Annotated in this window: 31 protein-coding genes; 11 read left to right on the top strand and 20 right to left on the bottom strand. The window is 37.2% G+C overall.

Annotated features, from left to right (window positions below; all coding sequences use genetic code 11):
• Window positions 1-145: 145 nt before the first annotated feature.
• From C0966_RS03025 to C0966_RS03000, 6 genes are all read right to left on the bottom strand, one after another.
• A complete protein-coding gene (locus C0966_RS03025; RefSeq protein WP_274853721.1) occupies window positions 146-1273 on the bottom strand; it encodes an N-acetyldiaminopimelate deacetylase in 1128 nt (375 codons plus the stop codon).
• 61 nt (window positions 1274-1334) lie between these two features.
• The gene (dapD, locus tag C0966_RS03020) at window positions 1335-2045 is read right to left on the bottom strand and encodes a 2,3,4,5-tetrahydropyridine-2,6-dicarboxylate N-acetyltransferase (RefSeq protein WP_274853720.1); all 711 of its coding nucleotides are present in this window, start codon (window positions 2043-2045) and stop codon (window positions 1335-1337) included.
• Window positions 2046-2156: 111 nt separating this feature from the next.
• Window positions 2157-3044: a LysR family transcriptional regulator gene (locus C0966_RS03015; protein ID WP_274853719.1), complete on the bottom strand. Its 888-nt coding sequence runs from the start codon at window positions 3042-3044 to the stop codon at window positions 2157-2159.
• Window positions 3045-3082: 38 nt separating this feature from the next.
• Window positions 3083-4609, bottom strand: a complete 1527-nt coding sequence (locus C0966_RS03010) for an MDR family MFS transporter (protein ID WP_274853718.1) — start codon at window positions 4607-4609, stop codon at window positions 3083-3085.
• Window positions 4610-4675: 66 nt separating this feature from the next.
• Window positions 4676-5122: a cyclic-di-AMP-binding protein CbpB gene (gene cbpB, locus C0966_RS03005; protein WP_274855700.1), complete on the bottom strand. Its 447-nt coding sequence runs from the start codon at window positions 5120-5122 to the stop codon at window positions 4676-4678.
• Between the two features lie 125 nt (window positions 5123-5247).
• The gene (locus C0966_RS03000) at window positions 5248-5484 is read right to left on the bottom strand and encodes a YkuJ family protein (RefSeq protein ID WP_003348739.1); all 237 of its coding nucleotides are present in this window, start codon (window positions 5482-5484) and stop codon (window positions 5248-5250) included.
• A 179-nt stretch (window positions 5485-5663) separates the two neighbouring features.
• On the opposite strand from C0966_RS03000, the gene C0966_RS02995 reads away from it, so the two are divergent.
• Complete coding sequence (locus tag C0966_RS02995) at window positions 5664-6611, top strand: MBL fold metallo-hydrolase (RefSeq protein ID WP_274853716.1); 948 nt, start codon at window positions 5664-5666, stop codon at window positions 6609-6611.
• Window positions 6612-6645: 34 nt separating this feature from the next.
• On the top strand, window positions 6646-6879 hold the full coding sequence (locus tag C0966_RS02990; protein WP_274853715.1) for a glutaredoxin family protein: 234 nt from the start codon (window positions 6646-6648) through the stop codon (window positions 6877-6879).
• 57 nt (window positions 6880-6936) lie between these two features.
• Here the strand turns inward: C0966_RS02990 and C0966_RS02985 are convergent, their stop codons facing one another.
• Together C0966_RS02985 and C0966_RS02980 are read right to left on the bottom strand one after the other, a co-directional pair.
• The gene (locus C0966_RS02985) at window positions 6937-7173 is read right to left on the bottom strand and encodes a hypothetical protein (protein WP_274853714.1); all 237 of its coding nucleotides are present in this window, start codon (window positions 7171-7173) and stop codon (window positions 6937-6939) included.
• Window positions 7174-7258: 85 nt separating this feature from the next.
• Window positions 7259-8473, bottom strand: coding sequence for an EAL domain-containing protein (locus C0966_RS02980; RefSeq protein ID WP_274853713.1), 1215 nt, complete (start codon window positions 8471-8473; stop codon window positions 7259-7261).
• 184 nt (window positions 8474-8657) lie between these two features.
• On the opposite strand from C0966_RS02980, the gene C0966_RS02975 reads away from it, so the two are divergent.
• The 4 genes from C0966_RS02975 to C0966_RS02960 all read left to right on the top strand — a co-directional run bounded on the left by C0966_RS02975 (window position 8658) and on the right by C0966_RS02960 (window position 11989).
• Window positions 8658-9446 (top strand): C39 family peptidase, encoded by a 789-nt coding sequence (locus tag C0966_RS02975; RefSeq protein WP_274853712.1) that lies wholly within the window; start codon window positions 8658-8660, stop codon window positions 9444-9446.
• A 313-nt stretch (window positions 9447-9759) separates the two neighbouring features.
• Window positions 9760-10632: a metallophosphoesterase gene (locus C0966_RS02970; protein WP_274853711.1), complete on the top strand. Its 873-nt coding sequence runs from the start codon at window positions 9760-9762 to the stop codon at window positions 10630-10632.
• A gap of 161 nt (window positions 10633-10793) precedes the next feature.
• Window positions 10794-11294 carry a L,D-transpeptidase family protein gene (locus C0966_RS02965; RefSeq protein ID WP_274855699.1) on the top strand — a complete coding sequence of 167 codons (501 nt, stop codon included), beginning with the start codon at window positions 10794-10796 and terminating at the stop codon, window positions 11292-11294.
• Window positions 11295-11509: 215 nt separating this feature from the next.
• Window positions 11510-11989, top strand: coding sequence for a YkyB family protein (locus C0966_RS02960; RefSeq protein ID WP_274855696.1), 480 nt, complete (start codon window positions 11510-11512; stop codon window positions 11987-11989).
• Between the two features lie 31 nt (window positions 11990-12020).
• On the opposite strand, the gene C0966_RS02955 is transcribed toward C0966_RS02960, so the two are convergent.
• From C0966_RS02955 to C0966_RS02945, 3 genes are all read right to left on the bottom strand, one after another.
• Window positions 12021-12926 (bottom strand): chemotaxis protein CheV, encoded by a 906-nt coding sequence (locus tag C0966_RS02955; RefSeq protein WP_274853710.1) that lies wholly within the window; start codon window positions 12924-12926, stop codon window positions 12021-12023.
• 164 nt (window positions 12927-13090) lie between these two features.
• Entirely contained in the window at window positions 13091-14404 is a 1314-nt protein-coding gene (locus tag C0966_RS02950; protein ID WP_274853709.1) for an MFS transporter, read from the bottom strand.
• 165 nt (window positions 14405-14569) lie between these two features.
• Window positions 14570-15088 carry an RDD family protein gene (locus C0966_RS02945; protein WP_274853708.1) on the bottom strand — a complete coding sequence of 173 codons (519 nt, stop codon included), beginning with the start codon at window positions 15086-15088 and terminating at the stop codon, window positions 14570-14572.
• Window positions 15089-15334: 246 nt separating this feature from the next.
• Between C0966_RS02945 and C0966_RS02940 the strand changes: the two genes are divergently transcribed.
• Complete coding sequence (locus C0966_RS02940; protein ID WP_274853707.1) at window positions 15335-15538, top strand: hypothetical protein; 204 nt, start codon at window positions 15335-15337, stop codon at window positions 15536-15538.
• Between the two features lie 132 nt (window positions 15539-15670).
• The gene (locus C0966_RS02935; RefSeq protein ID WP_274853706.1) at window positions 15671-16825 is read left to right on the top strand and encodes an aminotransferase A; all 1155 of its coding nucleotides are present in this window, start codon (window positions 15671-15673) and stop codon (window positions 16823-16825) included.
• 29 nt (window positions 16826-16854) lie between these two features.
• Here C0966_RS02935 and C0966_RS02930 read toward each other — a convergent pair whose 3' ends face one another.
• From C0966_RS02930 to C0966_RS02900, 7 genes are all read right to left on the bottom strand, one after another.
• A complete protein-coding gene (locus C0966_RS02930) occupies window positions 16855-17031 on the bottom strand; it encodes a hypothetical protein (protein WP_274853705.1) in 177 nt (58 codons plus the stop codon).
• Between the two features lie 95 nt (window positions 17032-17126).
• Window positions 17127-18017 carry an NAD(P)-dependent oxidoreductase gene (locus C0966_RS02925; RefSeq protein ID WP_274853704.1) on the bottom strand — a complete coding sequence of 297 codons (891 nt, stop codon included), beginning with the start codon at window positions 18015-18017 and terminating at the stop codon, window positions 17127-17129.
• Between the two features lie 156 nt (window positions 18018-18173).
• Entirely contained in the window at window positions 18174-18572 is a 399-nt protein-coding gene (locus C0966_RS02920; RefSeq protein ID WP_342456711.1) for a hypothetical protein, read from the bottom strand.
• Between the two features lie 167 nt (window positions 18573-18739).
• Window positions 18740-19525 carry an SDR family oxidoreductase gene (locus C0966_RS02915; protein WP_274853701.1) on the bottom strand — a complete coding sequence of 262 codons (786 nt, stop codon included), beginning with the start codon at window positions 19523-19525 and terminating at the stop codon, window positions 18740-18742.
• Between the two features lie 171 nt (window positions 19526-19696).
• Window positions 19697-21415, bottom strand: coding sequence for a phosphoenolpyruvate--protein phosphotransferase (gene ptsP / locus C0966_RS02910; RefSeq protein ID WP_274853699.1), 1719 nt, complete (start codon window positions 21413-21415; stop codon window positions 19697-19699).
• Window positions 21415-21681 carry a phosphocarrier protein HPr gene (locus tag C0966_RS02905; RefSeq protein ID WP_274853697.1) on the bottom strand — a complete coding sequence of 89 codons (267 nt, stop codon included), beginning with the start codon at window positions 21679-21681 and terminating at the stop codon, window positions 21415-21417. The genes ptsP and C0966_RS02905 overlap by 1 nt, the downstream gene beginning before the upstream one ends.
• A gap of 448 nt (window positions 21682-22129) precedes the next feature.
• On the bottom strand, window positions 22130-22324 hold the full coding sequence (locus C0966_RS02900) for a hypothetical protein (protein ID WP_274853696.1): 195 nt from the start codon (window positions 22322-22324) through the stop codon (window positions 22130-22132).
• Between the two features lie 237 nt (window positions 22325-22561).
• Here C0966_RS02900 and C0966_RS02895 point away from each other — a divergent pair, with 237 nt between their 5' ends.
• Window positions 22562-22750 (top strand): YkvS family protein, encoded by a 189-nt coding sequence (locus tag C0966_RS02895; protein ID WP_274853695.1) that lies wholly within the window; start codon window positions 22562-22564, stop codon window positions 22748-22750.
• A 133-nt stretch (window positions 22751-22883) separates the two neighbouring features.
• Here C0966_RS02895 and C0966_RS02890 read toward each other — a convergent pair whose 3' ends face one another.
• The gene (locus C0966_RS02890) at window positions 22884-22994 is read right to left on the bottom strand and encodes a DUF6254 family protein (RefSeq protein ID WP_274853694.1); all 111 of its coding nucleotides are present in this window, start codon (window positions 22992-22994) and stop codon (window positions 22884-22886) included.
• A 151-nt stretch (window positions 22995-23145) separates the two neighbouring features.
• Between C0966_RS02890 and C0966_RS02885 the strand changes: the two genes are divergently transcribed.
• Both C0966_RS02885 and C0966_RS02880 read left to right on the top strand, forming a co-directional pair.
• The gene (locus C0966_RS02885; RefSeq protein ID WP_274853693.1) at window positions 23146-23757 is read left to right on the top strand and encodes a CPBP family intramembrane glutamic endopeptidase; all 612 of its coding nucleotides are present in this window, start codon (window positions 23146-23148) and stop codon (window positions 23755-23757) included.
• 181 nt (window positions 23758-23938) lie between these two features.
• Window positions 23939-24601 (top strand): hypothetical protein, encoded by a 663-nt coding sequence (locus tag C0966_RS02880; protein WP_274853692.1) that lies wholly within the window; start codon window positions 23939-23941, stop codon window positions 24599-24601.
• Between the two features lie 34 nt (window positions 24602-24635).
• On the opposite strand, the gene C0966_RS02875 is transcribed toward C0966_RS02880, so the two are convergent.
• Window positions 24636-25676, bottom strand: coding sequence for a YkvI family membrane protein (locus C0966_RS02875; RefSeq protein ID WP_274853691.1), 1041 nt, complete (start codon window positions 25674-25676; stop codon window positions 24636-24638).
• Between the last annotated feature and the right edge of the window lie 87 nt (window positions 25677-25763).

The raw sequence follows: 25763 nt of genomic DNA, 5'->3' as shown, positions 1-25763 counted from the left end.
CTCTATTTATGATAAAACTAGAGCCTGTTAATATTTTCTTCTTTCCACGATTATAGTTTATCACGAAAATTATGGGGTTCAAAATAAAATGCTTTTTTCAAACATGATCGGAAAAGGGCTGACTTAAAAGCAATAAGTCAGCCCCTTATCGGTTCCCTTTATATTCAATGTATTTCGTGAGAAAAGAAATGGCTTTCTCAATTGCAGCTTCATTTGGATTTAATTTTGAATGATGGAGCCCGTACTCAGACTCAACACCAAGCCAAAACATGAAGCCCGGAATTTCTTTTAGCATATAGCCAAAATCCTCGCCAGTCATTGCTTCTTTACATTCGATAACTTGAATATCCGTATGATTTCTAATAAAATCCATAAATTCTTCCGTAATTATTTCTTCATTATAGACTTGATGGTACATTGAACCGAAGTCCACGCTAACTTCACATTCGTATCCTATTTCTACACTTTTTATTAAGGACAAGATTCTCTTCTTCACTTTTTTCATGGAGTCGACGGAAAGAGTCCGGATTGTCCCTTCCAGTCTAGCTTTCTCAGCAATAATATTTTGCACCGTTCCACCGGTAATTTTGCCGATTGTAATAACGGCACTATCAAGAGGATCAACGTTTCTTGCCACAATCGTTTGAAGCTGTGTAACAAGCGAGCAAGCTGCTATAATCATATCATTCGTTTGATGAGGATAAGCAGCATGTCCTCCTTTTCCTTTCAAATCAATGAACAATTCAGAGGTGTTTGCAAATAGAAGTCCCTTTTTAACTGCAATTGTACCTACAGGATATTCAGGTGCAATATGCAGGCCAAAAATGATATCCGGCTTCCACTCCCGCATGATTTCGGACTTAAGCATTGGCTCTGCGCCGCCGGGACCTTCTTCCGCAGGCTGAAAAATAAATAATAGATGATCATCGATTGGATTGTTTGCAAAATATGTAACGAGCCCCAACGCAATGCTCATATGGAAATCATGGCCGCAAGCATGCATTTTTCCTTCATGAGTTGATCGATATGGCAATTCCGTTTCTTCCGTAATCGGCAACCCATCAATATCTGTTCTGTATCCAATCGTTTTGCGTGGATTTTTGCCATGAACCTTTACAAAAATTCCGGTTCTCCATGTTTTTATTTCAATTGCTTCTTGAGGCAAAGATTGTAAATAGTTTAGCAAATACTGCTGTGTCTTAAATTCCTGAAAGCCGAGCTCCGGAATTTGATGCAAATCACGGCGGATTTTTACAAATGGACTGACCATCATGTCCCCTCCTAAAAGAAAAGCGCGGATAAAAAGATCCACGCTCGCTGTGTTTTTTCTCTTCTTATAATTGACGAAGTTCCTGTTTAATTTCTGTTTTTGACTTCGTCTTTTCATCGATTTCTTTAATCACACGTGCAGGTGTTCCAGCCACAACTGTATACGGTGGAACATCGTCGATGACAACTGCTCCGGCAGCAACGACCGCTCCTTTGCCGACTGTCACGCCTTCCAATACAACAGCGTTCGCTCCGATTACAACATCGTCTTCAATGACAACAGGCTTTGCAGAAGGCGGTTCAATAACACCGGCTAGTACAGCTCCTGCGCCAATGTGGCAATTCTTACCTACTGTTGCACGGCCGCCGAGGACAGCATTCATATCAATCATTGTTTTTTCCCCAATAACGGCACCGATATTAATCACTGCACCCATCATGATGACGGCATTGTCGCCAATTTCAACTTGGTCACGGATAATCGCACCTGGTTCAATCCGCGCTTTAATGTTTTTCATATTTAACAGAGGGATCGCAGAATTGCGGCGGTCATTCTCAATAACATATTCCTCAATTTTCGCTTGGTTGGCTTCAAGTGCTTGATTTATTTCACTCCATTCGCCAAAAATAACGCCAGTGTTGCCATTAATAAAAGTCTTTGCACTTGGGCCAAAATCAATTTCTGATAAATCACCCTTTACATAAACTTTTACCGGTGTAGTTTTTTTGCTATTTTGAATGAATGAAATAATTTCGTTGGCATCCATCATTTTCATCGGAAAGTCCTCCTCTATGTATATGCTAAAAAATACTTTATCAAACAAAAGTATTGAAGACAAGAAGAATGTAAAAAACTATTCTCAAATTTCTTTTTATTAAATTAAATATTATTCCTCCCCGGATTCTTTTATATGTTCCATAATCAGATCTACAAAAGCTTGTACCTGCTTTAATTGAAATGCTGATTCATACCCAAGGAGCCATGTATCCCTCTTGATTGGTTCGTTATGTTCATCTAAAAGAGGGATTTTAAAAATATTTTTCTCAGCTCCATTTAACGTAATTGCCGGTAAAATGGCATAACCGATTCCGTTGAAAGTCATCTGTTTGCATGTTTCAATCTGGTCAACAACAATCGTCCGTTTTGGAGCAGTCTGAAACTGGCGGTGCCACCAGTCTTGAATTTCCTGATAATAATTTGAGTCGCTTTTAAATTGAATAAAAGGCCTGTCTGTTTCAATAACTTGCTCGGCCTTTGTTATTTCGGTATCGACCAAATATAGGCTGTCTTTAAACAAATGAATTTTAACTCCTTTCCAGTCAGGAGTCCCTCTAATAATTCCTATATGCACTTGATCCTCATATAACGTTCTTAATATTTCGCTGCTCCATCCGGTAATGAGCGATATTTTTGCATGTGGGTAACGATTAACAAATTTCTTTAGCACTTGTGGCAGCCAATTTTGCCCGACGATCGAAGCAACAGCGATTTTTAAAGTACCGTGGACTTCTGTATTAAGGGCATGTATGGACTCGCGCACTTTTTCTTCTTTTGCCAGAACCTCTTTTACAAAAGAAATAACGTACTCTCCTGCCGGAGTAAGAGTCAGCCCTTTTTGAGAGCGAAGAAAAAGTTGTGTTCCCCATTCCTTTTCAATGGTTTGCAACCGCTGTGAAAGAGCAGGCTGAGATACAAACAATCTCTCAGCAGCTTTCCTCATATTCATTTCCTGAGCCAAAACTGAAAGCAAATGAAACTCGGAAAGAGATGACATAGCAATACTCCTTTATAAGTTTTTCTTATTATTAATTATTATGAACCGGAGCTATCGTCATTTTTTGGAAGAAAAGAGATGAGAATAAAGCTGATCATTGCAAAAAACAGAACGGCAAAATAAACAAAATGAAGGGAATTTGTTAAACCTTCCTGCAGCAATTCCCTTATCTGCTCTGGAAGCCTGCTTCTTTCGGATTCATTCAGTAAACGATTGACTGAATCAACCGTAGCATTTCGAACCAAATTTCCTCCGTTTTCTTGAAAAAATTCATTTAGTTTGAGATTCAATATCCCCCCGAGAAGGGCAGCTCCAATTGTGTTCCCGAGATTGCGCATAAACAAATTTGCGGCTGTTGCAACCCCTCTTTGTTTCCAGCTTACGGTACTCTGTATCGATACAATGAATGACGTTGATGTTAGCCCCATGCCGATTCCAAAGAGAAATGAACCGGCGGCAGCCCATATCGGACCAGCATTCGGTGATAAAGTAACTAACATTATACTTCCGAGGATTAAGAAGATTCCTCCGATAACAGATGTTTTTCTAAAGCCGATTCTTAACAATAGTCTTCCTGCCATTGTTGATGCAATCGGCCATCCGATCGACATCGCCGTAAGTGTAAATCCGGCGACAATTGGAGACCGCTCCATTACCCCTTGGACAAAGGCAGGCAAAAAACTCGAGATGCCAATAAGCATAATACCGGTTGTCAAAGATACTATATTAGCGATAAAAATAGGGCGTTCTTTCCAAATACTAAAAGGCATCATCGGCTCTAAAGTTCTCTTTTCCTGGAATATAAAAAATACAAAAGCAATAAAGCTCACAGTTAACAAGCTAATTACTTCAAGAGAAGTCCATGGCCAACGGGTGCCCCCTTCTACAAGGACAATCATTAAAGCAGTTATCGATACGGAAAGTAAAATGGCACCAAGATAGTCAATATCCGTTTTTTTCTTTTCAACTTTTTCATGCAAAAAGAACCATATACCGGCAATCGCCAAAAGTCCGAGCGGGATATTGATCCAAAAGACATATCTCCAGCTGACAAATTCCACAAGCAATCCGCCAAGAGCCGGACCGGTAATAGCAGAAATCCCCCAAACACTTGACAAATATCCTTGAATACGAGCTCTTTCTTCCTTTGTATAAATATCTCCTATTATCGTTGTTGCAATCGGAATCACTGCTCCGGCACCAAAACCTTGAATAAAGCGAAAAACAATGAGCATTGACATCGACTCTGCCAAACCGCACAGCACGGAACCGATTAGAAAAACAATAATGCCAAAAGTCATGATCGGCTTTCGGCCAAACAGGTCGGATAATTTCCCGTAAATAAGTACCGTAACTGCATTCATCATTAAATAAGACGAAAAAACCCAGCTATATTGAGAAAATCCGCCTAGGTCACCCACAATTGACGGCATGGCAGTCGATATGATCGTCGCTTCAATTGCTCCCATAAACATAGCAAGCATAACTGAAGCAAGAACAAAAGGCCGCTTAGTGTTACGGTTTGCTAGTGAATTTGTTACTTGTTTATTTACGGCTTCTCCCAACCATATCACCCCTGAAAATATATCCCATTTAAAGCGGCAGAAAAAAATACAGCCCCTTAAATGGAGCTAATGATTGTGTGATCTGTAAAGAAATTTGTTTAGCCGTTGCAGAACACTTCTTCTCGTTAAGATTCCTTCAAAATATCCCTCATGATCAACAATGCATAAGAACGGATGGTCGACAAGAAGTTCCAACGAAGAATGACTAGAACTATCAATCCTTAAACACGGTATTGATTTATTCATGACTTCTTCAACACGTTTCTTTTCCAGTTGTTCAAACTCTATCCGTTCAAGGCCAAGAATTGAATCCATGATAATCGGTTGACTGATTAATCCATGCAACTTATAATGCGGATCAAGTACAGGAATCGCTGAATATCCACTTTTTGTTAAAACCAGCAGTGCATGTTCCAAATTATTTCCGATTTGTACATGGGCAACACGTTCTGAAGGAATCATCAAATCTTTAATACTAAAATTTAAAAACTCCCCGCTGTCCCGACTTATCATCACAAAAAACCCCTCATAAATTGTTGTAAATATAACCTCATTTTAACACAGTTTTTAGATCATGCGCGTTTTTATGTGTGTTGATAATAAAAAAGGACCTGTTATAGGTCCTGATTTCAGCCTTTCTACTGAATCAAATCAAAGATTTCGATTGTAATCATATCAATGTTATCAAATTGATATTTCTTTGGCTTTTCTTTATCGTTATATACTTCTAATTCAAATGTTTCAGTCTTTGGATGATAAGTTACCTGACACTTTCTTTCACCATTCACCTCAAAAAATCTTTGAGCAGGCTCTGAACCGCCAGATTGGTCCTGCAAATTTTTCAATCTTGTCAAAATACCTTGAAGCTGTGACATGCTCCCTCTCCTTTCAAACAAAAACAAACCTGATATAACTAGGTTACACGATATTCGTTTTTATATCCCAAAAGAATGGTTTCTGAATATTCGATTGCTTCTCTTTACATGCCAATAATAACAGAATAAAATAATGAAAGGTATTTGTACAAGTAAAAAATTTTGAAGGAAGTGTTTTTTTGAAAAGTCCTGTACAAGTGGAAAATAATATTTTCTTAATTGATGCAATGGATTTAGGAACGAAAGAACGAACAGGCACATATGTACTGACAGAAACTGATTTAACGATTATCGAAACATCTGCAAGCCCTTCTGTTCCATTTATCTTGGAAGGATTACGATCCTTAAACCTTTCACCGGAAGATATAAAATACATTATTGTCACACATATACATTTAGATCATGCGGGAGGAGCAGGTTTATTATTAGAACACTGTCCAAACGCAAAAATTGTCGTTCATGAAAAAGGGGCAAGGCACCTTATAAATCCCGAAAGGCTGATTGCCGGAGCAAAAGCCGTATACGGAGATAAATTTAATGCCTTATTTGACCCGGTTGTTCCGGTTCCGGAAAATAGAGTGATCATCAAAAAAGATAAGGAAACGCTTTCTATCAGCGAAAAATGTACACTTACCTTCTATGATACACCTGGACACTCAAATCACCATTTCAGTATTTACCATCCGGGTGTAAATGGAATGTTTACAGGTGATACAGCAGGAGTTTTTTATCAAGAGCTTTTAAGAGACGGGGTAGAGTTATATTTGCCATCAACATCGCCTAATCAGTTTAACCCGGAAAAAATGCTTGCTTCCCTGCAACTGTTTGAAAGTATGGACTTACGCTATATTTTCTTTAGCCATTACGGTGTATCTGATAAACCTAATGAAGTATACAAGCAAATACGTTACTGGCTCCCGGTTTTTCTCGAAGAGGCGAAATTGGCGTTTGAACAGGAAGAAACAACGGAAATGCAGGTGCGTGAAACAGAAGACCGGTTAAGGAAACGAGTGACTGAATATTTGGCAGGCAAAAATATCCCTTCAAACCACACTGTATTTCAAATCCTTTCACTTGACTTCGAAATATGTGCTATGGGAATAATGAATTATCTTACGAAACAATAACTGCTTCTAATGAAAGTTAATGGAGGATAAAACTTTGGAAAAGATAACTGTTTATAGCCAGCCCGACTGTCCGACTTGTACCGTTGTAAAAGCATTTTTGCAGGACAATAAGATCGAATACGATGAAAAAGATATTAAAAAAGACAATCGTGCAAGAGATGAACTAATTAATAAATACAAGTCATACTCTACTCCAACTGTTGTAATCGGAGAAAAAATTGTTACCGGGTTTGATTTAGAAAAATTAAGAAGCCTTCTCAATTTATAAAAAAGGTGTCGCCTATCGACACCTTTTTTTTGCGAAAAGGGGGTTCGGCCCTCCTTTTTACCAATTATAAGCTAAAGCCGAAAAAATGATCGTAAGAATAAGCAATAGAAAAAAAATCAAATATGTCAGAAAAATTGGATTGTTGATATAAGCGTGTCTTTGCACCGGACCGGGAATTTCAGAATCGAGCTCTCCTTTATTTTTCTGATCCTTCGCTAAGCTCCATGTATACCTGAATGCAAAAACAAGAACCCCGATTGCGGCAACTAAAAGAATTGTCATAAATAAACTCAAAGGAATCCCTCCTTTTTCATACTGTTACACTTAAGTTGCCGCTTTAATGAAAATTCTATTCTCCGTGGGTCTGGCTTCGATATTTTTACAGCAATCCTTCATGTTCATACAAATAGTTGTAAGATAAGTCGATAAAAAGAAAGTCCTTGTTGTTTAACGGAAAAGAGAACGTGCGTATTGTTTCACCTGTTTCAATATCACTGTATAAATCAGATAAAAGTCCTTTTTTTTCATTCCTCATTCGAATAATGTTTTCTAAAAAATAAGGACGCCAACTCCAATTTTTCTTCAAATATTCATTTTGCAAAATCCAGTTCTTATCTTTTTTAAAGATGTTAGGTGATTTTTGGAAACCATCTTCATCACATATATACATCCTAAAAGCGATCCCATCTAATTGTTTGGCAAGAGAGTAGAGCAATTCGGTATAATCCTCATATTTTTTGAATTTATTAAGCAAATTTTGTACTTTTTCTTGAAACTCCTCAGAAATGTTAAATAATGCCTCAAGCTTCCTTTTTTCATAAGAAATGAATTGATGAAATTCCTTCTTTAGCCATTCTTTTAGCAGTTCCCTTGAAATAAATTCACCGTATGGCTTTTGTAAGTAAAAGCCCTGAAAATAACGTCCTCCATTTTTCCAGGCAAATTGCAGCTGGTAAGCGGTTTCAATATTTTCAAAATGCAGCATAGCTCCGATTTTTCTTGCCAAAAGCGACAATGAGTACAATATAGCCTGATATGACGGTCCAGTATTTATTGATCTTAATGCTCCAAGATCTACTTTTAAAATATCCGGAGACAACTGGCCAATTCGATCAAGATGGCTGCTATCATTTCCTATTTTATCAATCGCAATTTTTAAACCGAACGTTTTGTAATAATTCAAAAGATGGTCGAGATGATCCGGTCTGCCTTCATAATTTCGTTCCGATATTTCGAGGACGATTCTTTCAAGCGCTATTCCCTTTTGCTGATATTCAAGCAAAAGCTGAAGAAAATGTTCACCATTATCATGCATTAAGAGTTCTGCATCCCTGTTAACAAACAAAAGAACATCATGATCCAAGGAAATTGCTTTTTCCAGCGCTTTCGTTAAAACGGTATTATCTACTTCAAGTCTGTATTCTTCAGGAATGTGATGATCATGAAAAAAAGGTCCAAGGCTGATTATTTCCGATTCACTTTTATACCTTCCTAATATTTCGTAACCGATGACTTTATGTTCATCTGCACTGAATATTGGTTGAAAATAAGGAATAACGTTATCTAAATTGGTTAATATATCCAACGCATCCATTGGCAGTACCTCCATACCTTTCATTACCATCATTTTATCATTATTTAAATAAAAATTCCTTTCAGCCGTATTGCAAATAATTTCTGACATACTAGAAATTCAAGGGAATCATACCTAAAATACTGCCTCATAATGCAGATTATTAAGCAAAAACTACTGATAAGCCGGATGGAGGTGGATTGAAGTGAAAAAAATTCATTTCATTGCAGTCCTCTTCCCGTTGCTCGGCTGCAGCCATTTTGAAAATGCTGAAAAACAAAACATGCCTCTTAATACGAACCAATCTGTTATTGAAAAAGAATCTGAAAACAAAACAGAACATCAAGTTCGTGTACAAACCATAATGAAGAGGGAGCCTAAAAAAGAAAATATTTTACAAAAACAATTGCTTAACGTACCATTAATAAAACAAAATCCGGAATTAAAGTATGGCTGCGAAGTAACCAGCCTTACGATGATGCTGCAATATGCGGGTATCAAGGTAAACAAAATGGATTTGTACAGAAAAATAAAGAAGGATCCCGATCCGCTTATACGGTCAAAAACGGGCGATATTATAAGGTGGGGAGACCCGGGAGTTGGTTTTGTTGGTGACATGACTGGCAGAAATGCAGGATATGCTGTCTTTGATAAACCAATGGTGGATTTAATCAACACGTACCTTCCCGGAAGAGCCAAAAATTTAACCAATCGGCCTTTTGTTGAAATCCTTTCACATGTGTCGAAAGGATATCCTGTTGTCGTTTGGACAACCGGGGATTACCGTCTTCCGGACAGATGGGAATCATGGAGACACGAAAAACAAACCATCAAAACTCCTTTAGATTTACATGTTGTCGTACTTGTTGGATATGATAGCCAAAATGTCTATTTGAACGATCCTCTATCCGGAAAAAAACAAGTAAGGGTAAACAAAAATCGTTTCATTGATTCATGGAAAGCTCTTAAACAAAGAGCTGTAAGTTATGAATAAAAAATAGGACTGACTCATTAGGGTCTGATTCCCTCCAACAATGACAATAAATAGAATGGCTGTGTTTTTGCTTGTCTATTTGTTGTATTGGAGGAGTGATCTGACCCTTTGCTTTGTTTAAAATAGATGTTGATTGAGCCATCGTCCGGCCATCCATTGCAATGCACTCGCCTTTCATATAAGCGGCAACATTGGAGAAAAAATTTTTTTAGTACAAAAAACGGGAATTGAGATATATGTTAGAATATACTTCTTTTTTGAGATGGAGTTTGTTAGTATATATAAGGTATATTAAAAATAGGTTGGAGATTTTATGTCCAAGAACGTAACAAGAAGAGGATTTTTTAAAAGAATTTTTAGGATTATTTTTGCCGCAGTTGCTGCAGGGTCGGGCGGATATTTTTATGCCCGGGAAATTGAACCAAAAATGCTAAAGATAAACAATTATACTTTTCATCATCGTTCAATTCCTAAAGGATTCAACGGATTTAAAATTGTTCAGTTCAGTGACACTCATTTAGGCTTCCAGTATAATTTAACCCAGTTTGAGAAATTAATTTCAAAAATTAATTCCCTAAAGCCGGATGTTATTTTTTTTACAGGCGATTTAATGGATGAACCGAATAAATTTTCCGAAATTGATAAAATTGCCCCATTATTAAGCCGCCTTCATGCCCCTTTCGGTAAATTTTCCATTTACGGAAACCATGATCACGGCGGGTATGGATCAGACATCTATATGAAGATCATGGTACAATCAGGTTTTAAAATCCTTCAAAATCAATCACATGAAATTCGTTTGCTTGATGGCAGCAAAATATTTATTGCCGGGATTGATGATGCAATGCTCGGAAAGCCTGATATAAACAAAGCAGTAAGCAGCATCCCCAAGAGTGCTTTCACGATCCTTCTTTCTCATGCACCAGACTTGGCAGACGCGGCCTCTTCCTTCAATATCCACCTTCAATTAAGCGGCCACAGCCACGGAGGTCAGGTGCAAATTCCTCTTATTGGAGCACTTATAACACCTCCTTTCGCCGAAAAATATATTGAAGGATTTTACAAAACGGGAACCGCAGAGCAGTTAACACTATATGTCAATCGGGGGCTTGGCACGACAAGAATGCCTTTTCGATTCTTATCACAACCCGAATTGACAGTCTTTACTCTTTCAACAGATTCATAAAAGCAGCTTTAAATTTCAAATTCAGCTGCTTTTTCCTTTAGTTACAAAAATACGAATTGATCAATTGCATTCTCAATCCCTTTATGTTTTAATTTTCGTCTCCTCATTCTGAGTATTAAGGTCTTCATAAAATAAATGAATACTAAAAATAAGGGTGTGATATTGTGTACTACAAAGTAAAGCCCGGTGAAACATTGGCGATCATTGCCCGCAATTTCCGAATTCCATTACAAACATTACTTGCTGCAAATCCAGCAATTATTAACCCAAATATGATCGCGCCAGGTCAAGTCATCAACATTCCCGGGCTTCCCGATCCTAATACCATACCATTTGAAATCAGAGTTTCTTTGAATCAGCGAAAATTACGATTATTTAAAAACGTGCAGCTCGTAAAGACTTATCCCATTGCTATTGGAAAAATTTTATCCGGAACCCCTCAAGGTGAATATGTCATTGTAAACCGGGAACCAAATCCCGGCGGCCCATATGGTGTAATGTGGCTTTCACTTTCCAAAACGGGGTATGGAATTCATGGCACAAACGACCCTTCATCTATTGGAAAAGCAGTATCAAAAGGATGTATAAGAATGTACAACAAAGATGTATTGGAATTGGCAAGAACCGTTCCAAACGGTACAAGAGTATTCATTTCTTTTTAAAAGGAGAGTCAGACTCCTCCAATGCAACATATAGTCAATCACTAAAAAACTATTCTATATAGAATCATCATTGTTGGGGGAAGTCAGACCCTATATTTTTATAAAGATAGTATAGCATGACATAATATTCGGTTCTTAAACAAAAAATAAATGAAAACGTATTCTTTCCAAAAGTACAGAAAATGGTATATAATAAAGTTATTCCCTCAATAATTATGAAAGGAGCTTTTATTTTGAACAGGACAAACAGCAGTCATCCCCCTTTAGATTCAACAATTGAAAACCTCGCACAAGCCATATTTACTGTAAACCGTCATGCAAAAACTGCCCCAAACCCAAAATATTTATATAAACTCAAACATGAAGCTCTAAAAAAATTGATCTCAGAAGGAAAAGCAGAAAAAGTCGGACTTCATTTTTCACAAAACCCGAAATTCAGTCAGCAGCAGTCAGCCGTCCTTGTTGTTTGCGGGGATTATTCCTTTCATATTCCACCGTCCAAAAATGACATGAAATTACTGCCTCACTTGGGTCATTTAAACCAAAACGTCCGCAATCCAAAATCCCGCTTATCTTTAAACCAGGCAAAAAAACTTTTGCAATCTTATACAGGCTTAAAAGAAATAAATAAAGAACCGAAAAAAACTCGCAGCTATCAAAAACCTGTCTTTAAAAAACTAGGAGAAAGTTATTAAGCAAAAAGAAAAAAGCCGGCAATCGGCTTTTTCACAATACGAATTTATCAATCAATAATACAAGTTCCGCTATATCCGGTTTGCTAACCTGTGCATCAGCCCCAACCATTTGTCCTTTATGGCGAAGATCTTCTGTAATTAAAGATGAGAAAATGATAACAGGCACTTTTGAAAGCTCAGGATGAGTTTTAACCCGTTTTGTCAGATGGTGCCCGTCCATCTGAGGCATTTCAATATCCGTGATAATCAATTGAATTTCCTTGGCAATATCCTTCCCGGACTGAACAAGATTTTCTAAATATTGCCACGCATCCCGTCCGTTCTCAAAAAACTCAATCATTTCAAATCCTGCTTCTGCTAATGTATCATGCAATAATTTTCTTAACAGAGGAGAATCTTCAGCTACAAGAAGCCGTTTACTTGAGCGTTCCCGTTTCCCAAGCTTTTTAATTTGCTGGACATTGATGCCTAATTGAGGATTTATATCCAGAACGATTTTTTCAAAATCGAGCAAAAGCACCATTTCTCCATTCAGTTTGATGACCCCAATAATCTGGCTGTCAGCCCCTTGATACATTTCGGACGGCTTTTCAATTTGATCCCATGATACTCTGTGAATTTGTGTTACATTATGTACATGGAAAACGATTTTTTGTTTATTAAATTCGGCAACGATAAACTTATCTTGTTCGGGATGTTCGGATGGCGGGAAACCGAGGGCTTGTGCTACGTCCACTACAGGCAAAACCTCTCCTCTTAACTCGATAATGCCTTCAACATTTTTATGTGCATGGGGTACTGGAGTAACATGTGCCGGATTTATGATTTCCTTTACCTTAATAACATTTATGCCAAATTTATTCATGCTAATTCCAAATTCAACGATTTCCACTTCATTTGTACCGCTTTCCAATAAAATTCCTTTTTTGTTTTCCATTCCTTGTTCGCCCTTCCATTTCAAAATAATAGAATGATATAAAATAATATAACATGAATGGAAATAAATTCTTATCAGTTATATAAAAATTCATTAACTGTTCTAATTTTCAGAAGCCATAAAAATAACCCGTTTTAAACGGGCAATTTACTAAATTGGCTAGTTTATTCTGCTTTTGGAATTTTTGCATGGAACCACAGTCCGAAAATCGTCAAAATCATTAACGAGCCGATGGCCAGCCTGCTTGCGAGATTGCCGAAATCAGCAAAAACAAGTGTAATCGTACCGTACAAGAAAGGCCCGATAATGGAAGAGACTTTGCCGGAAAAAGCAAATAACCCGAAGAATTGCCCTCTTTTTTCCACAGGTGTCAATTCAACGATATACGTTCTCGTTGTTACCCACATGGAACCGAGCGCAATCCCGAACATGCTTCCCGCAGCCCAGAACATGGCTTCATTTACAGCAAATGTTGCGATCAACAGTGCTGCGAACAGGAGGCTCCCTACATACTTTACTGATTTGTTTGCACCTTTTGCTTTTGTTACATAACCGAAAATAAAAGAGCCGATAATACTCGAAACTGTTGAGACAAGGTACAGCAAGATAAATTTTCCGGTCGTAAAGCCTACGATCGCTTTTGCATACACAGCCATCATGGCAATTGATGTTGCAATGGCATCATTTAAGAAGAAATAAGCAATCATAAAAAGGAAAGTAGGTTTATAGAGACGCATTTCTTTAAATGTTTTATAAATTTCTTTATATCCCGACAAAAATGACTCTTTCTTTTGCTCAGGATGAGGCTTATCTTTTACAAAGAAGAACAGCGGCAACGAAAACAGTAAAAACAAGACTCCTGTCGGAATAAATGCTTCATGAAAACCGTCATCCCCGACTAACGGATATACAGTCAAACCTACGAGTGTTCCGATATACCCAACTGCAACCCCAAATCCGGAAATTAGCGGGATATCCTCCTTCGCTGCTAAATCAGAAATCATCGAATCATAAAAAACAAGGCTCGAATGATAAAAGAATTTTGCAATAATAAAAAGCAAAATGACAAGGGCCAGAGAAACCGGAAGCCCAAGCAATTGTCCTGACAGCTGCCGGCCTCCGAACACTCCCATTAACACGGTGGAAGCCGCTGCAATTAATGTAAAAGGAACGATGTATTTCTTCTTTCGGCCAGTCCGGTCAATCATAACCCCAAATAATGGTGAAAATAGAACAAGAAAAAAGCTTGCAACCGCGTTTGAATATGATACAAAAGTGCTTGCAATTTGATTTAAAACCTCATTTTCACCGATTACTTCCTTTAAATATAACGGATAGAAAATTGTATTAATATTTGATGAAAAAATTGTGTTGGCAAAGTCATAAAGTGCCCACGATAAAATTGGCAATGAAAAATAAAGGCTCCACTGATTCGTACGATTTATTCCAGCACCAGCAGGTTTTTCAAGCGGTTCCACCTTTGTCAACTCCTTATTAAAAAATATATCTATATTTCCATTGTATGCGAAAGATATCCTTTATCTTTACAAAATTTTTACAAACTGAAAATCATTCAAAAATAATAATACTGCACCATTCTGAACGGTGCAGTATTTTTTATGATTAAAAATATTAGTACAGTTTTATTTTTTTACAACGACTGTTCGGGCAATTAAATCATGGAGGGCTTGCTTTTTCTCTGTAAAAGCAGCAATGATATAGCCAATCAATAAAATGGAAGATAAAAACGCCATTGCTAAATAGCGTCCGAGTGCACGCCCAAAAGAAATCCGATTTCCATCCATATCAGTTACTTTCAGACCGAGCAGATTTTTTCCAATTGTCGCTTGCCATTTTGACGAATGCAATCCTGCAAAATATAAGATAGTTACGATTAAGTTAACGAGTATGCTTACAAGGTAAGCGCCAATAAAAGCACTTGCTCCTGCATCCGCGGGATCCTGTTCCCAATAATTTGGATCAGTCAGTGCCGCATCAAAAGCACCGGACGCCCCAAAAAAGACCACTGAGATAATAAACGATAAAATTGTCAAAGGTATCCCTAAAATGATGCTGTCAATTAAATATGCAGCAAAGCGGATCCAAAAACCTCCGTATTCTTTCTTCTCCTCATAAGGCTGTTGCTCTAAAATTGTACCCATTCATTATCCCCCAATCGTCAGTTTGATTTTACATATACATTATAACATGTTATTAATCAGAAATATTCCAATTTTCTTCAAAAATCCTTTTAACTCAAACTTCTAGAAAACGCTTACAAAATGACATTTTTGTGAACATTAACAAGAGAATCTGGTTCTTTGAACAAAAGAGGACTAAAATACAAACGTACAAAAAACAAGTACAAATATTTTTCAATTTTAAAAAATGAAGGGTGCGATTTTATTATGAAAGGTACGGCAATTCTTTTTCAAGCTGACCATTCAGTAACAATTATTGAAGATGTTGAACACACTGTTTATGAAGAAATCAAAAGCCAATGCGGCTGTGAACATTGTATTTGTAAGCTTGAAAACAAAATTGTCGACTTTGGAACTGTTTCACCTGTATTTTGGCACGAAGATGAGATTGATTGGGACTATGGATACTAAGAGATCGCTTTATGATAGATTCCTCCCGAGTAATCGGGAGGTTTTTTGTTTTCTGTAAAGTTCTTTTGTTATTCTGATTTATCATATAAAATCAAGATACATCTGAAAATAAGCCCGGAAAGGATGAACAAGGTGGAACATTTAATAAATGACAGGGCAGCAAACATTGAAATTTCAGGAATTCGTAAATTTTTTAATATGGTTGCCGGAACAGAAGGGATGATTTCATTAACAATCGGCCAGCCTGATTTTCCGACTCCAGAGCATGTAAAAGCTGCCGGAATAAAAGCGATTCATGATGACTTTACAACGTATACTCATAATGCAGGCATGATCGAGCTAAGAAAAGCTGCCGCAGAGTACTATTTAAAAAAATACGATGTTGTCTATGATCCCGATTCTGAGGTGATCATCACCGCGGGCGCAAGCGAGGCAATTGACATCGCGTTCAGAACCATTTTAGACTGGGACACTGAAGTCATATTGCCGGGGCCTGTTTATCCCGGTTACGAGCCAATCATTCGCCTTTCAGGAGCAAAACCAGTTTACGCCGATACAACGACGAACGATTTCAAAATGACGGCTGATGTTATAAAATCATACATAACAAATAGAACACGATGCATCGTATTGCCTTATCCATCCAATCCTACAGGAATCAGCCTATCGGAAAAAGAATTATACGAAATTTCAGAGTTGCTGCGTGATAAGGATATTTTTATCCTTGCTGATGAAATCTACAGTGAACTTGTCTATGAAAGACCGCATATCTCGATTGCAAAGTTTTTAAAAGAAAAGACGATCGTGATTAACGGGCTGTCAAAATCCCACTCCATGACAGGTTGGAGAATCGGGCTGCTGTTTACTTCAGATAATATTGCAAAACATATTTTAAAAGTTCACCAATATAACGTTACTTGCGCTACTTCTATATCACAAATGGCTGCATTAGAAGCGCTGACTGCTGGTATTGATGATGCGCTGCCAATGAGAGCCGAGTATAAAAAAAGGCGCGATTACGTTTACAACAGACTGATAAAAATGGGATTTGATGTTGTAAAACCGGAAGGCGCGTTTTATTTCTTTGTGAAAATTCCCGTTTCCGGTATGAAATCTTTTGATTTTGCTTTATCTCTTGCACATGAAGCAAAAGTTGCCGTTGTTCCGGGAAGTGCGTTTTCTAATTTAGGCGAAGGATACTTCCGGCTTTCCTTTGCTTATTCAATGGAGACTTTGGAAGAAGGACTTAATAGGATTGAAAACTATATGATGGAAATGAGTAAATAAAAAAATCAGGCAGCTGCCTGATTTTTTTATCATTTGTTATACTCTCCGTTGTTTTTTGATGCCTTCTCTTTTTTTGCTTTATCTTTATGAATCTTATTCGTTGCAGCACTGCCGAATTCATGAGCAAATTCCTGGTTTAATACCGCAGAATCAAATCCCTTTTTGTTTTTTTGCTGTGGGTCATTCTTTTTTGTCTTTTTTGCCATAGCTCTCAATCCTCCTTAACCTTAATATAAAAAAATGAAGGATCGATTATACAGAGAGCTTATGACATTTCTGGCATAGATTATTTTTGAACGCTTTAAACAGTTTCGTTGTCGTTGTAATACTTGTAAAGAGCATGAGTGCCGCTGTTTTCTTCTCCTTTTTCAGCTAATCGGGAATAAAGAGATTTTGCCAAGGATAGTCCAGGTGCTTTAAGACCCAACTTTTCCGCTTCTTCAAGGGCAATATTCATATCTTTTATAAAATGCTTTATGTAAAAGCCGGGTTCAAAATTTCCATCAATCATTCTTGGCGCCAGATTAGAAAGTGACCAGCTGCCTGCTGCACCTGAAGCAATGCTTTTTAAAACATTCTCCGGATTCAATCCTGCTCTTTCAGCGTATGCGATTGCTTCACAAACACCAATCATGTTTGATGCAATGGCAATTTGGTTGCACATTTTTGTGTGCTGGCCGGAACCGGCTTTTCCTTGATATACAATATTAGTGCCGAGGAGACTTAAGATTGGTTTAACAGCCACAAAATCTTCATAATCTCCCCCTACCATGATTGACAGTTTTCCTTCCCTTGCGCCGATATCACCGCCTGATACAGGAGCATCGAGTGCTTTTAACCCTTTCTTTTTTGCTTCCTCAAAAATTCTCACTGCAAGTGTGGGAGTTGAAGTCGTCATATCAATGAGATAGCTTCCTTGTTTAGCATGATGAATAATCCCCTTTTCTCCAAGATAAACTTCTTCCACATCAGAAGGATATCCTACAATCGTAATCATGACATCAGCTTTCTTTGCAATTTCTTTAGGTGAATCAGCCCATTCTGCACCTTTTTCCAAAAGTTCTTCTGCCTTATTCTTTGTTCGTGTATATACCACAAGCGGATAACCGCTCTTAAGAATATGTCCTGCCATACTTTTCCCCATGACACCAAGACCAATAAAACCGACTACAGTATTTTCGGAAGTTAACAAATGTTCATACTCCTCTCTAAATTCGTGTTATTTTTATTCTATCATTTCTTTATTCTCTTTTTAAAAAAAATTTAGCCGGACAATTGCCCGGCCAATTTATTCTCCAATTTTATGCGCGTAATTTATATTACCCGTTTTCTGAATCGATAAACCAAATTAAAGCTGGCTTGAAAAATTTGTCAAGTAAGTCTGGCCTAATACACCTTCATCATTAAACACTTCGATTGAAACTGCCTTGTCTTTAATAATCATGTTTTCTATCTCGAAAACATGAATATCATTTTTTAAAGGAATAGGTTCCATAAAAATGACTCGCTCATTCGAATCATTTGCCTCTATGTATTCGCCATTAATAACTTCGTTTTCCCCGTAGACAATTTGTGTTGCACCAAGAGCCGCTGCCAATTGTTTGTCGTGAATCGAAATTCTTACTTTATAGGTTGAATGGTCGGCAAATAGATTTTCATTAATTTTAAAACGGAATTGCAATTCATTGCTATTTGTTAATAGCACTTCTGCATGCCGGTTTGCAATCAGCTGTTCAGATCCAAACATACAGCCAGAAAGCAGAAGAATATTCACAAATAATGCAGGTAACAAGAGAAATTTATTTTTTATATTGCATTCCTCCTTCCATATGCATACCTTTGCCCATTCTTAATGGCAATAAACGTATGGAAAGAGAAATAATTGAAATTTTACCTGCAAAAACGAAAAGGCTTTTAAATCGATTTGACCATTCCGCCGTCGACTAGAAACGAACTGCCCGTTACATAAGTATTTGCCTCAGATGCCAGGAAAACAACAAAATTTGCAAACTCTTGAGGAGTTCCATACCGTTTCAATGGGATCGACTCCTTCATCTTTGCTTCGACTTCTTCTCTCGTAATTCCAAGTTTTTCAGCATTCACTTGGTCGAGGTGCCTTACGCGGTCAGTCGCTATTCTTCCGGGAGCAACTGTATTAATTAAAATGTTATAAGGGGCAAGTTCTTGTGCAAGTGTTTTCGACAGCCCGACAATTGCTGTTCTGAATGTATTAGAAAGAATCAACCCAGGAATTGGTTCTTTTATGGATGATGATGCAATATTAATAATTTTACCGCCATTCGTCTTTAGAGCAGGCAACGCTTCCCTGATCAGCCTGATGTAAGAAAGCAAATTTAATTCAAATGATGCCTGCCAATCTTCATCTGTAAGTGTTTCAAAAGAACCTGCAGGCGGGCCGCCGGCATTATTGACAAGAATGTCGAGTCTTCCGAAAGAATCAATTGCTGTTTGAACCATTTGTTTTATATCATCTTGATTTGTAACATCTGCTCGAACAAACGTAGCTTTTCCTGACCCTTCAGGATCGATTTCTGTTACCACCTGTTTTAACTTTGATTCATCTCGCCCTGATATAACAACATTCGCTCCTTCTTTTAACAGTCCTTCTGCAATAGCCCGTCCCAATCCTTGGCTAGATGCAGCAATTAAAGCAGTCTTTCCGGAAAGTTTAAGATCCATAAAAATCCTCCTCTACTCTTTATTTTCATTATACTGAAAAAAAAGAAAAAAAGCTTTCTTGAACAAAAAAATAGACCGGCACATCCGGTAAAAAAAGGGGAAAACAAGAATGATTAGCTTATTTCCTATTTATCCAATTGTCGATGGTAAAACATCGAGTGAAAATCTATATTAATAGATTTTCGTTGCAGATTTAACTGTTTGTACTACTTCTTCTGTTGTTTTCATTTGCAAGACTTGTTCAGCCAGTTTTTCCATTTCGCCCTTTGATAGTTGGCGAATCTGTGAACGTGCTTTTAAAATGGAAGTTGCACTCATTGAGAATTCATCTAAGCCGAGACCGAGAAGGATTGGAATAGCAATTTCATCCCCTGCCATTTCACCGCACATTCCAACCCACTTGCCCTCTTTATGAGCTGCATCAATCACCATTTTAACCAGACGCAAAATAGCCGGGTGGTATGGCTGATACAAATAGGAAACACGCTCATTCATGCGGTCAGCTGCCATTGTATATTGAATTAAATCATTTGTTCCAATACTGAAGAAGTCAACTTCTTTGGCAAACTGATCGGCTAAGATCGCAGTGGACGGAATTTCAACCATGATACCGATTTCAATATTGTCCGAAACAACTGTTCCATTTGAAGCAAGCTTTTCTTTCTCTTCTTCAAAAATAGCTTTTGCTTCACGGAACTCATCAAGTGTTGCAATCATCGGAAACATAATTTTCAAGTTTCCATAGCTGCTGGCTCTTAATAAAGCCCTGAGCTGTGTTCGGAACATGTCTTGCTCTTCAAGACATAGGCGAATCGCCCTGAATCCGAGAAATGGGTTCATTTCTTTTGGAAGGTTCAAATATGGAAGTTCTTTGTCTCCTCCGATATCAAGAGTTCGAACGACAACCGGTTTTCCTTTCATTCCTTCAAGGACCGCTTTATACGCCTCAAATTGCTCTTCTTCAGTCGGAAGCTGGTCGCGTCCCATGTAAAGAAATTCCGTCCGGTACAATCCAATTCCTTCCCCGCCGTTATTAATAACACCTTCTAAATCATTTGGCGTTCCAATATTGGCGGCAAGCTCAACTTGATGGCCGTCTTTTGAAAACGACTTTTCATTCACAAGCTTAGCCCATTCAGCTTTTTGTGCTTCATAATCAGCTTGCTCTTTTTTATATTTTTCGATCGTTTCTTGTGATGGGTTAATATGGACTTCTCCTTTTAATCCATCAACAATGATTAAGTCACCGTTCTTAATTTCTTTCGTGACCGTTTTTGTTCCGACAACGGCCGGAATTTCCATAGAACGAGCCATAATCGCTGAGTGAGAAGTTCTTCCGCCAATATCTGTTGTAAAGCCTTTCACATATTGACGGTTCAATTGAGCTGTATCTGAAGGTGTTAAATCTTCCGCAACAATGATAACTTCCTCATTAATCATGCTTGGATTTGAAATTTGCAAACCGAGCAGATGAGAAAGTACCCGTTTTGTTACATCGCGAATGTCTGCAGCACGTTCCTTCATATATTCATTATCCATTTGCTCAAACATAGCAATGAACATGTCAGTTGTTTCCTTAAGTGCATACTCTGCGTTTACTTTTTCAGTTTTAATTTTATCTTCGATTTGGGTGATCAGTTCAGGATCGCTTAACACTAACAGATGTGCCTCAAAAATTGCCGCTTTATCAGCTCCCAGCTCTGTCTTTGCACGATCGCGAATACTTTCAAGCTCTGTCTTTGCTTTTGTTAAAGCAGACTGAAAACGGTCAATTTCCTTCGCTGAATCATCTACAGTCTTCTTTTCAAAAGAAAGATCGGGCTCTGCTAACATGTATGCTTTTGCAATCGCAATTCCACTGGAAGCGGCGATTCCCTTCAAAAAATCCATTATTCCGCCAAACCTTCTTTATTCAATGTCTCTTCTAAGCTTCTCATCGCTTCTTCTTCATCGCTTCCTTCGGCAATAATTTTGATATCGGCACCCTTTCCAACACCAAGCGACATAACTCCCATGATTGATTTTAAGTTAACTTTTTTCTCTTTGTATTCAAGAGTAATTTCAGAATCAAATTTGCTTGCAGCTTGTACAAGTAAAGTTGCAGGACGGGCATGAATGCCTGTTTCAGCGATTACTTTAAATTGTTTTTCGACCATTATAAAATCATACTCCTTTACTTAATAGATAATATCATGGGTGTATTTGGAAACTGAAAGATGGTTGCCTTATTGACTTAAAAATACATTTATTTAAGTCAACCTGCCGGCAAAACATACGAATAAGTTTTCATTCTGCGATCGATCATTTCATTCCACACAGTTTTATTTTCTCCATCGAAATTTTTATCATGTATTTTGCAGGTTTTTTGATTATGTTCTTTAAGTCATCAGACAACTGACATCCCAAAAAAAGAATAGCATTTCTTTACTATACAGACAACGGAAACATCTAATAATTCAATGTTTTTTTTTAAACTTTTTTAGTTAAGCGCTTTCTTTTCCAATTTTTTGTTTACATACAAAAACATAGGGTCAGACCCATGACCCTTATGACTAGCCTCATTTTCGCGACTTAAAATAGATATAGAAACATATTCTTCTACAATTAACTTCTTGGAGTTTCAAGGTAGCGATAAATTACATCTCCCCCCCGCTGCGCGATCCCTCTAAAATGTTTAAAATCCGGCCGTTTGACAAGAACGCTGCGGAATGAAAGAAAATTATCTTTAGAAACATAGTACTCAGAAATTTCACCGGTTTTTAGCTTATCCAGTACTTCATTAATCATTTCTTCATTCATTACCGTAATCCCCCTGATTTCTTGTTGAAAATTTCTAACCTTAATGATAAACGAAAACCCTCTTCCTATCATTTATGGAATTCATAGGATTGTAATTTCAAAATAGCCGATTTTGTGGTAAGCTATCTGTATTTACAGTTTCATAATCATTGTAAATACATTTCTTTACGAACAGGTTTATTTTGTACAAACTGTTTGTATTAAGATGTAAATTGTAAGAAAAAGGAGAGAGGCTGGTTGAAAAAAGCTGAAGTGGGAAATGTAATAGAATTTAAAAACGGTTTACAAGGCATCGTAGAAAAGGTCAATGAAAATTCTGTAATCGTTGACTTAACATATATGGAAAATTACCGGGATCTTGAATTAGAGCAACGGACAGTGGTTAATCATAAAAATTATAAAATAATAAGAGAAACAGTACAATAAGTAGAGCGGGAGTAATCTAAAGGCAGCATTGGCTACTTTTTTTACTAGTAATATATTAACAAGTGAGTTAGTTATTTTAAATATAAAAAAGGTTGCTCCCTAAAACGAAATCTTAGGGAGCCTTAATTTATCATTATTTCTTGTTTTGTTCTAATTGTTGAAATGATTTTACTTTTCCGTGTGGATTTTGGTCCTGTTTTCGTATTGTCCATGCCCGCTCTTTTTCTTTTTTAGACTTAGTCAAATAGCACCCTCCTTTCTTTCGTCATTTTTTAGTTTTTCCACGGGACGTTAAGTTATTTTCACGAATAGGAAAAGAAATCTTTTCCTTACAATTGATCATGCTTTTTTGTTACAATATGGTTTGTTGTCCAAGAATGAAAGGAGAAGAATAGATGAAAAAGTGCGCCTCCGATTTAACTTTAATAATCGGAATTATTCTAGCACATCTTCTGCTTTTTTTTACTTTTGAAGATAAGTCCGTATTTTGGTATATGCTTACTGCGTCCATGCTTCTACTCATAAGCTACGCAATTGTGAAAGAAAAAGTCGATGACCAAGCATCTTTTATTAACTACTTGTCCTACGGAATTGGTTCCGGACTAGTTCTTTTTGCTGTTTTTTTAGCAGGAAATGGCTTGATTGATGGGCTTCATTTGCCATTCAAAAATGACATCAGCAAACTTTATCATCGCTATTCACCTTCTGAGATATGGCATTATATCGTATTAATTTTAGTTATTATTCCAGGTGAAGAAATATTTTGGCGGGGTTTTGTTCAAAAAAGGATTTCTAAACATGTAAATCGTACGTTAAGTATTGTGATTGCTGCTTTATTATATGCAAGCGTCAATATTTATTCGGAATTTATGATTTTGCCGTTTGCAGCATTCATAAGCGGAATTTTTTGGGGATGTCTTTACGCATGGAAAAAAAGCATTCCTCTTGTCATTGTGTCTCATTTAGTATTTGATCTATTCTTATTTGTTTTTATGCCTTTCCGATGAGGTGCAAGCTCGTAATGGCTGTATTTTTAGTAATAAGACCAAATACCCGGTTCATAATTCGGTTGTTTGTCCGATTTTTCCATGTTATCGTTTTATTAAGCTGAACCCTTAACAAATTGCCGTAAAGATCGTCAATTAAAGAAAAAAAGTTTCTAATGAACGCAGGGAGGATAAATTGTAAATGAAACAGTACAAAAAATTCTTTTTTTCTCTGGTCATCCTAACTCTCGCTCTTTCGGGCTGCGGTATTGCCACTAGCTCAAAAAACAGTGCAAATGATGACAGCAACCCGCAACAACCGGCCTCAGCAGAGCAAGAACAAAATAGTAATTCTTCAAATACGAAAAATGAAACGAATAAAGAAAACACAGAAAACGGGGTTATCCGCATACCTGAACAAAACATTCAGTACAAAGTTAACGGAGAGACAAAAGAAGAAACGGCTTTTCTAAAATATAACAATACTGAAGATTACTCCATGTACGTACTTCCTGAGTATGAACTGACTGCAGAAGAGCCTTATAAAGATGTGCTTTATTTGACTGATAATGCAGAAATTTTTATGCGAATAGAGCTTATCCCGAATGATCAGGATTGGAAAACGGTTACTGATACAACAAAAGCACAATTGCAAGCTGTAAGTGATGACATTAAAACTCTTGAAGATACAGTATTTGAAAACAGTACTGTAATGGAAGCGTCCAGTAACGGTGAAACTGTAACAGCTTATTTAATCAACAACTCAGATTTTCCATTAAAACTTACGATATATACAAAAGATGATGCAGACCATCGCGATGCCTTTCTACAAATGGCAAAAACAATCATGAAAGAAAAGAAATAAAACAAAAGGCCCTTATATTCGGGCCTTACTTTTTTCATTTTTTCTCGAAAGGTTTATTCCATAATAAGATCATAAAGATTAAACTAATATATCCAAAAACAGGATATAAATAAGAGAGCAATGTACCGTAATCAACAAGACTGATGAGAAAAACAATAACAAATATGCCTGAAACAGTTATAATAGATGGAGTTGCTACATACTTCTTTATTTGTCTTTCCAATCCGAAAATATTTCCTATGATCGATGTAAAGATTTCCCCATAAATAATCAACACATAGATCCAATAAAATCCGGAAGCCAAATTTTTCATTGTGACTGCCATTGGTATTTCATAACTTTGAAAATCAGGGAGCATGATTAATGTTGAATGGCTCGACAATAAGATGAAAGTTAGTGCCAGTCCTCCTAAAATTCCTCCCCATTTGATTGTTTGATCGTCTTTTATTTCCTTTGCAACCGGCACTAATACTGCCTGAGCAAGTGAAAGATTAAAAGCTGTATATGAAAACGGGGCAACCACTGATTTCCAGCCATCTTTTGCAAAAGGAATCGATAAAATTTTGTCTTGAAAATGAGGTAATTGTACTGAAATGAACATTAAGAGAAAACTAAAAGTGACCATCATCGGAACAACGAACGTATTAACAGCAAATATCCCTTTAATTCCTACAATCATTATGAATATGGAAAGAACAATGGTCAATATAATTCCTGCCATCCTTGATAGCCCCAGCTGCTCGTCGAATACTGCCCCGGCCCCTGACAGCATAACGGCGGAAACGCCAAGCAGCATGCCAAGCATTACGATATTGATAAGAGTTCCGAAATGGCGGCCAAATAAATAAAGGTTAAAATCTTGATATGAATCAGCCTCTATCGCAGCTGCCATTCTCATTAATTTTGAACCAATAAAAATAAAAATATAGCCGCCCATTAAGATCCCAATCAGCCCAATAAAACCAAAACGCGAAAAAAATTCGACTATTTCTTTTCCTGTTGCAAATCCTGCTCCCACAACTGTTCCGACATAAACGGCAGCAATTTGTAGAGCTTGAGACCAGTTTGTCTTCACTTATGTTCCCTCCCTAATCCATATATATGAAATAGAGGACAAAGAAAGACGAGCTTTTTTAAAAAATGGAAGAAATTACTATAAACA

It is taken from the genome of Bacillus methanolicus (assembly GCF_028888695.1).
Taxonomy (GTDB): Bacteria; Bacillota; Bacilli; order Bacillales; family Cytobacillaceae; genus Bacillus_Z; species Bacillus_Z methanolicus_B.
The sequence above is the reverse complement of the archived record's forward strand: the minus strand, read 5'-3'. Positions and strand labels throughout refer to the sequence as shown.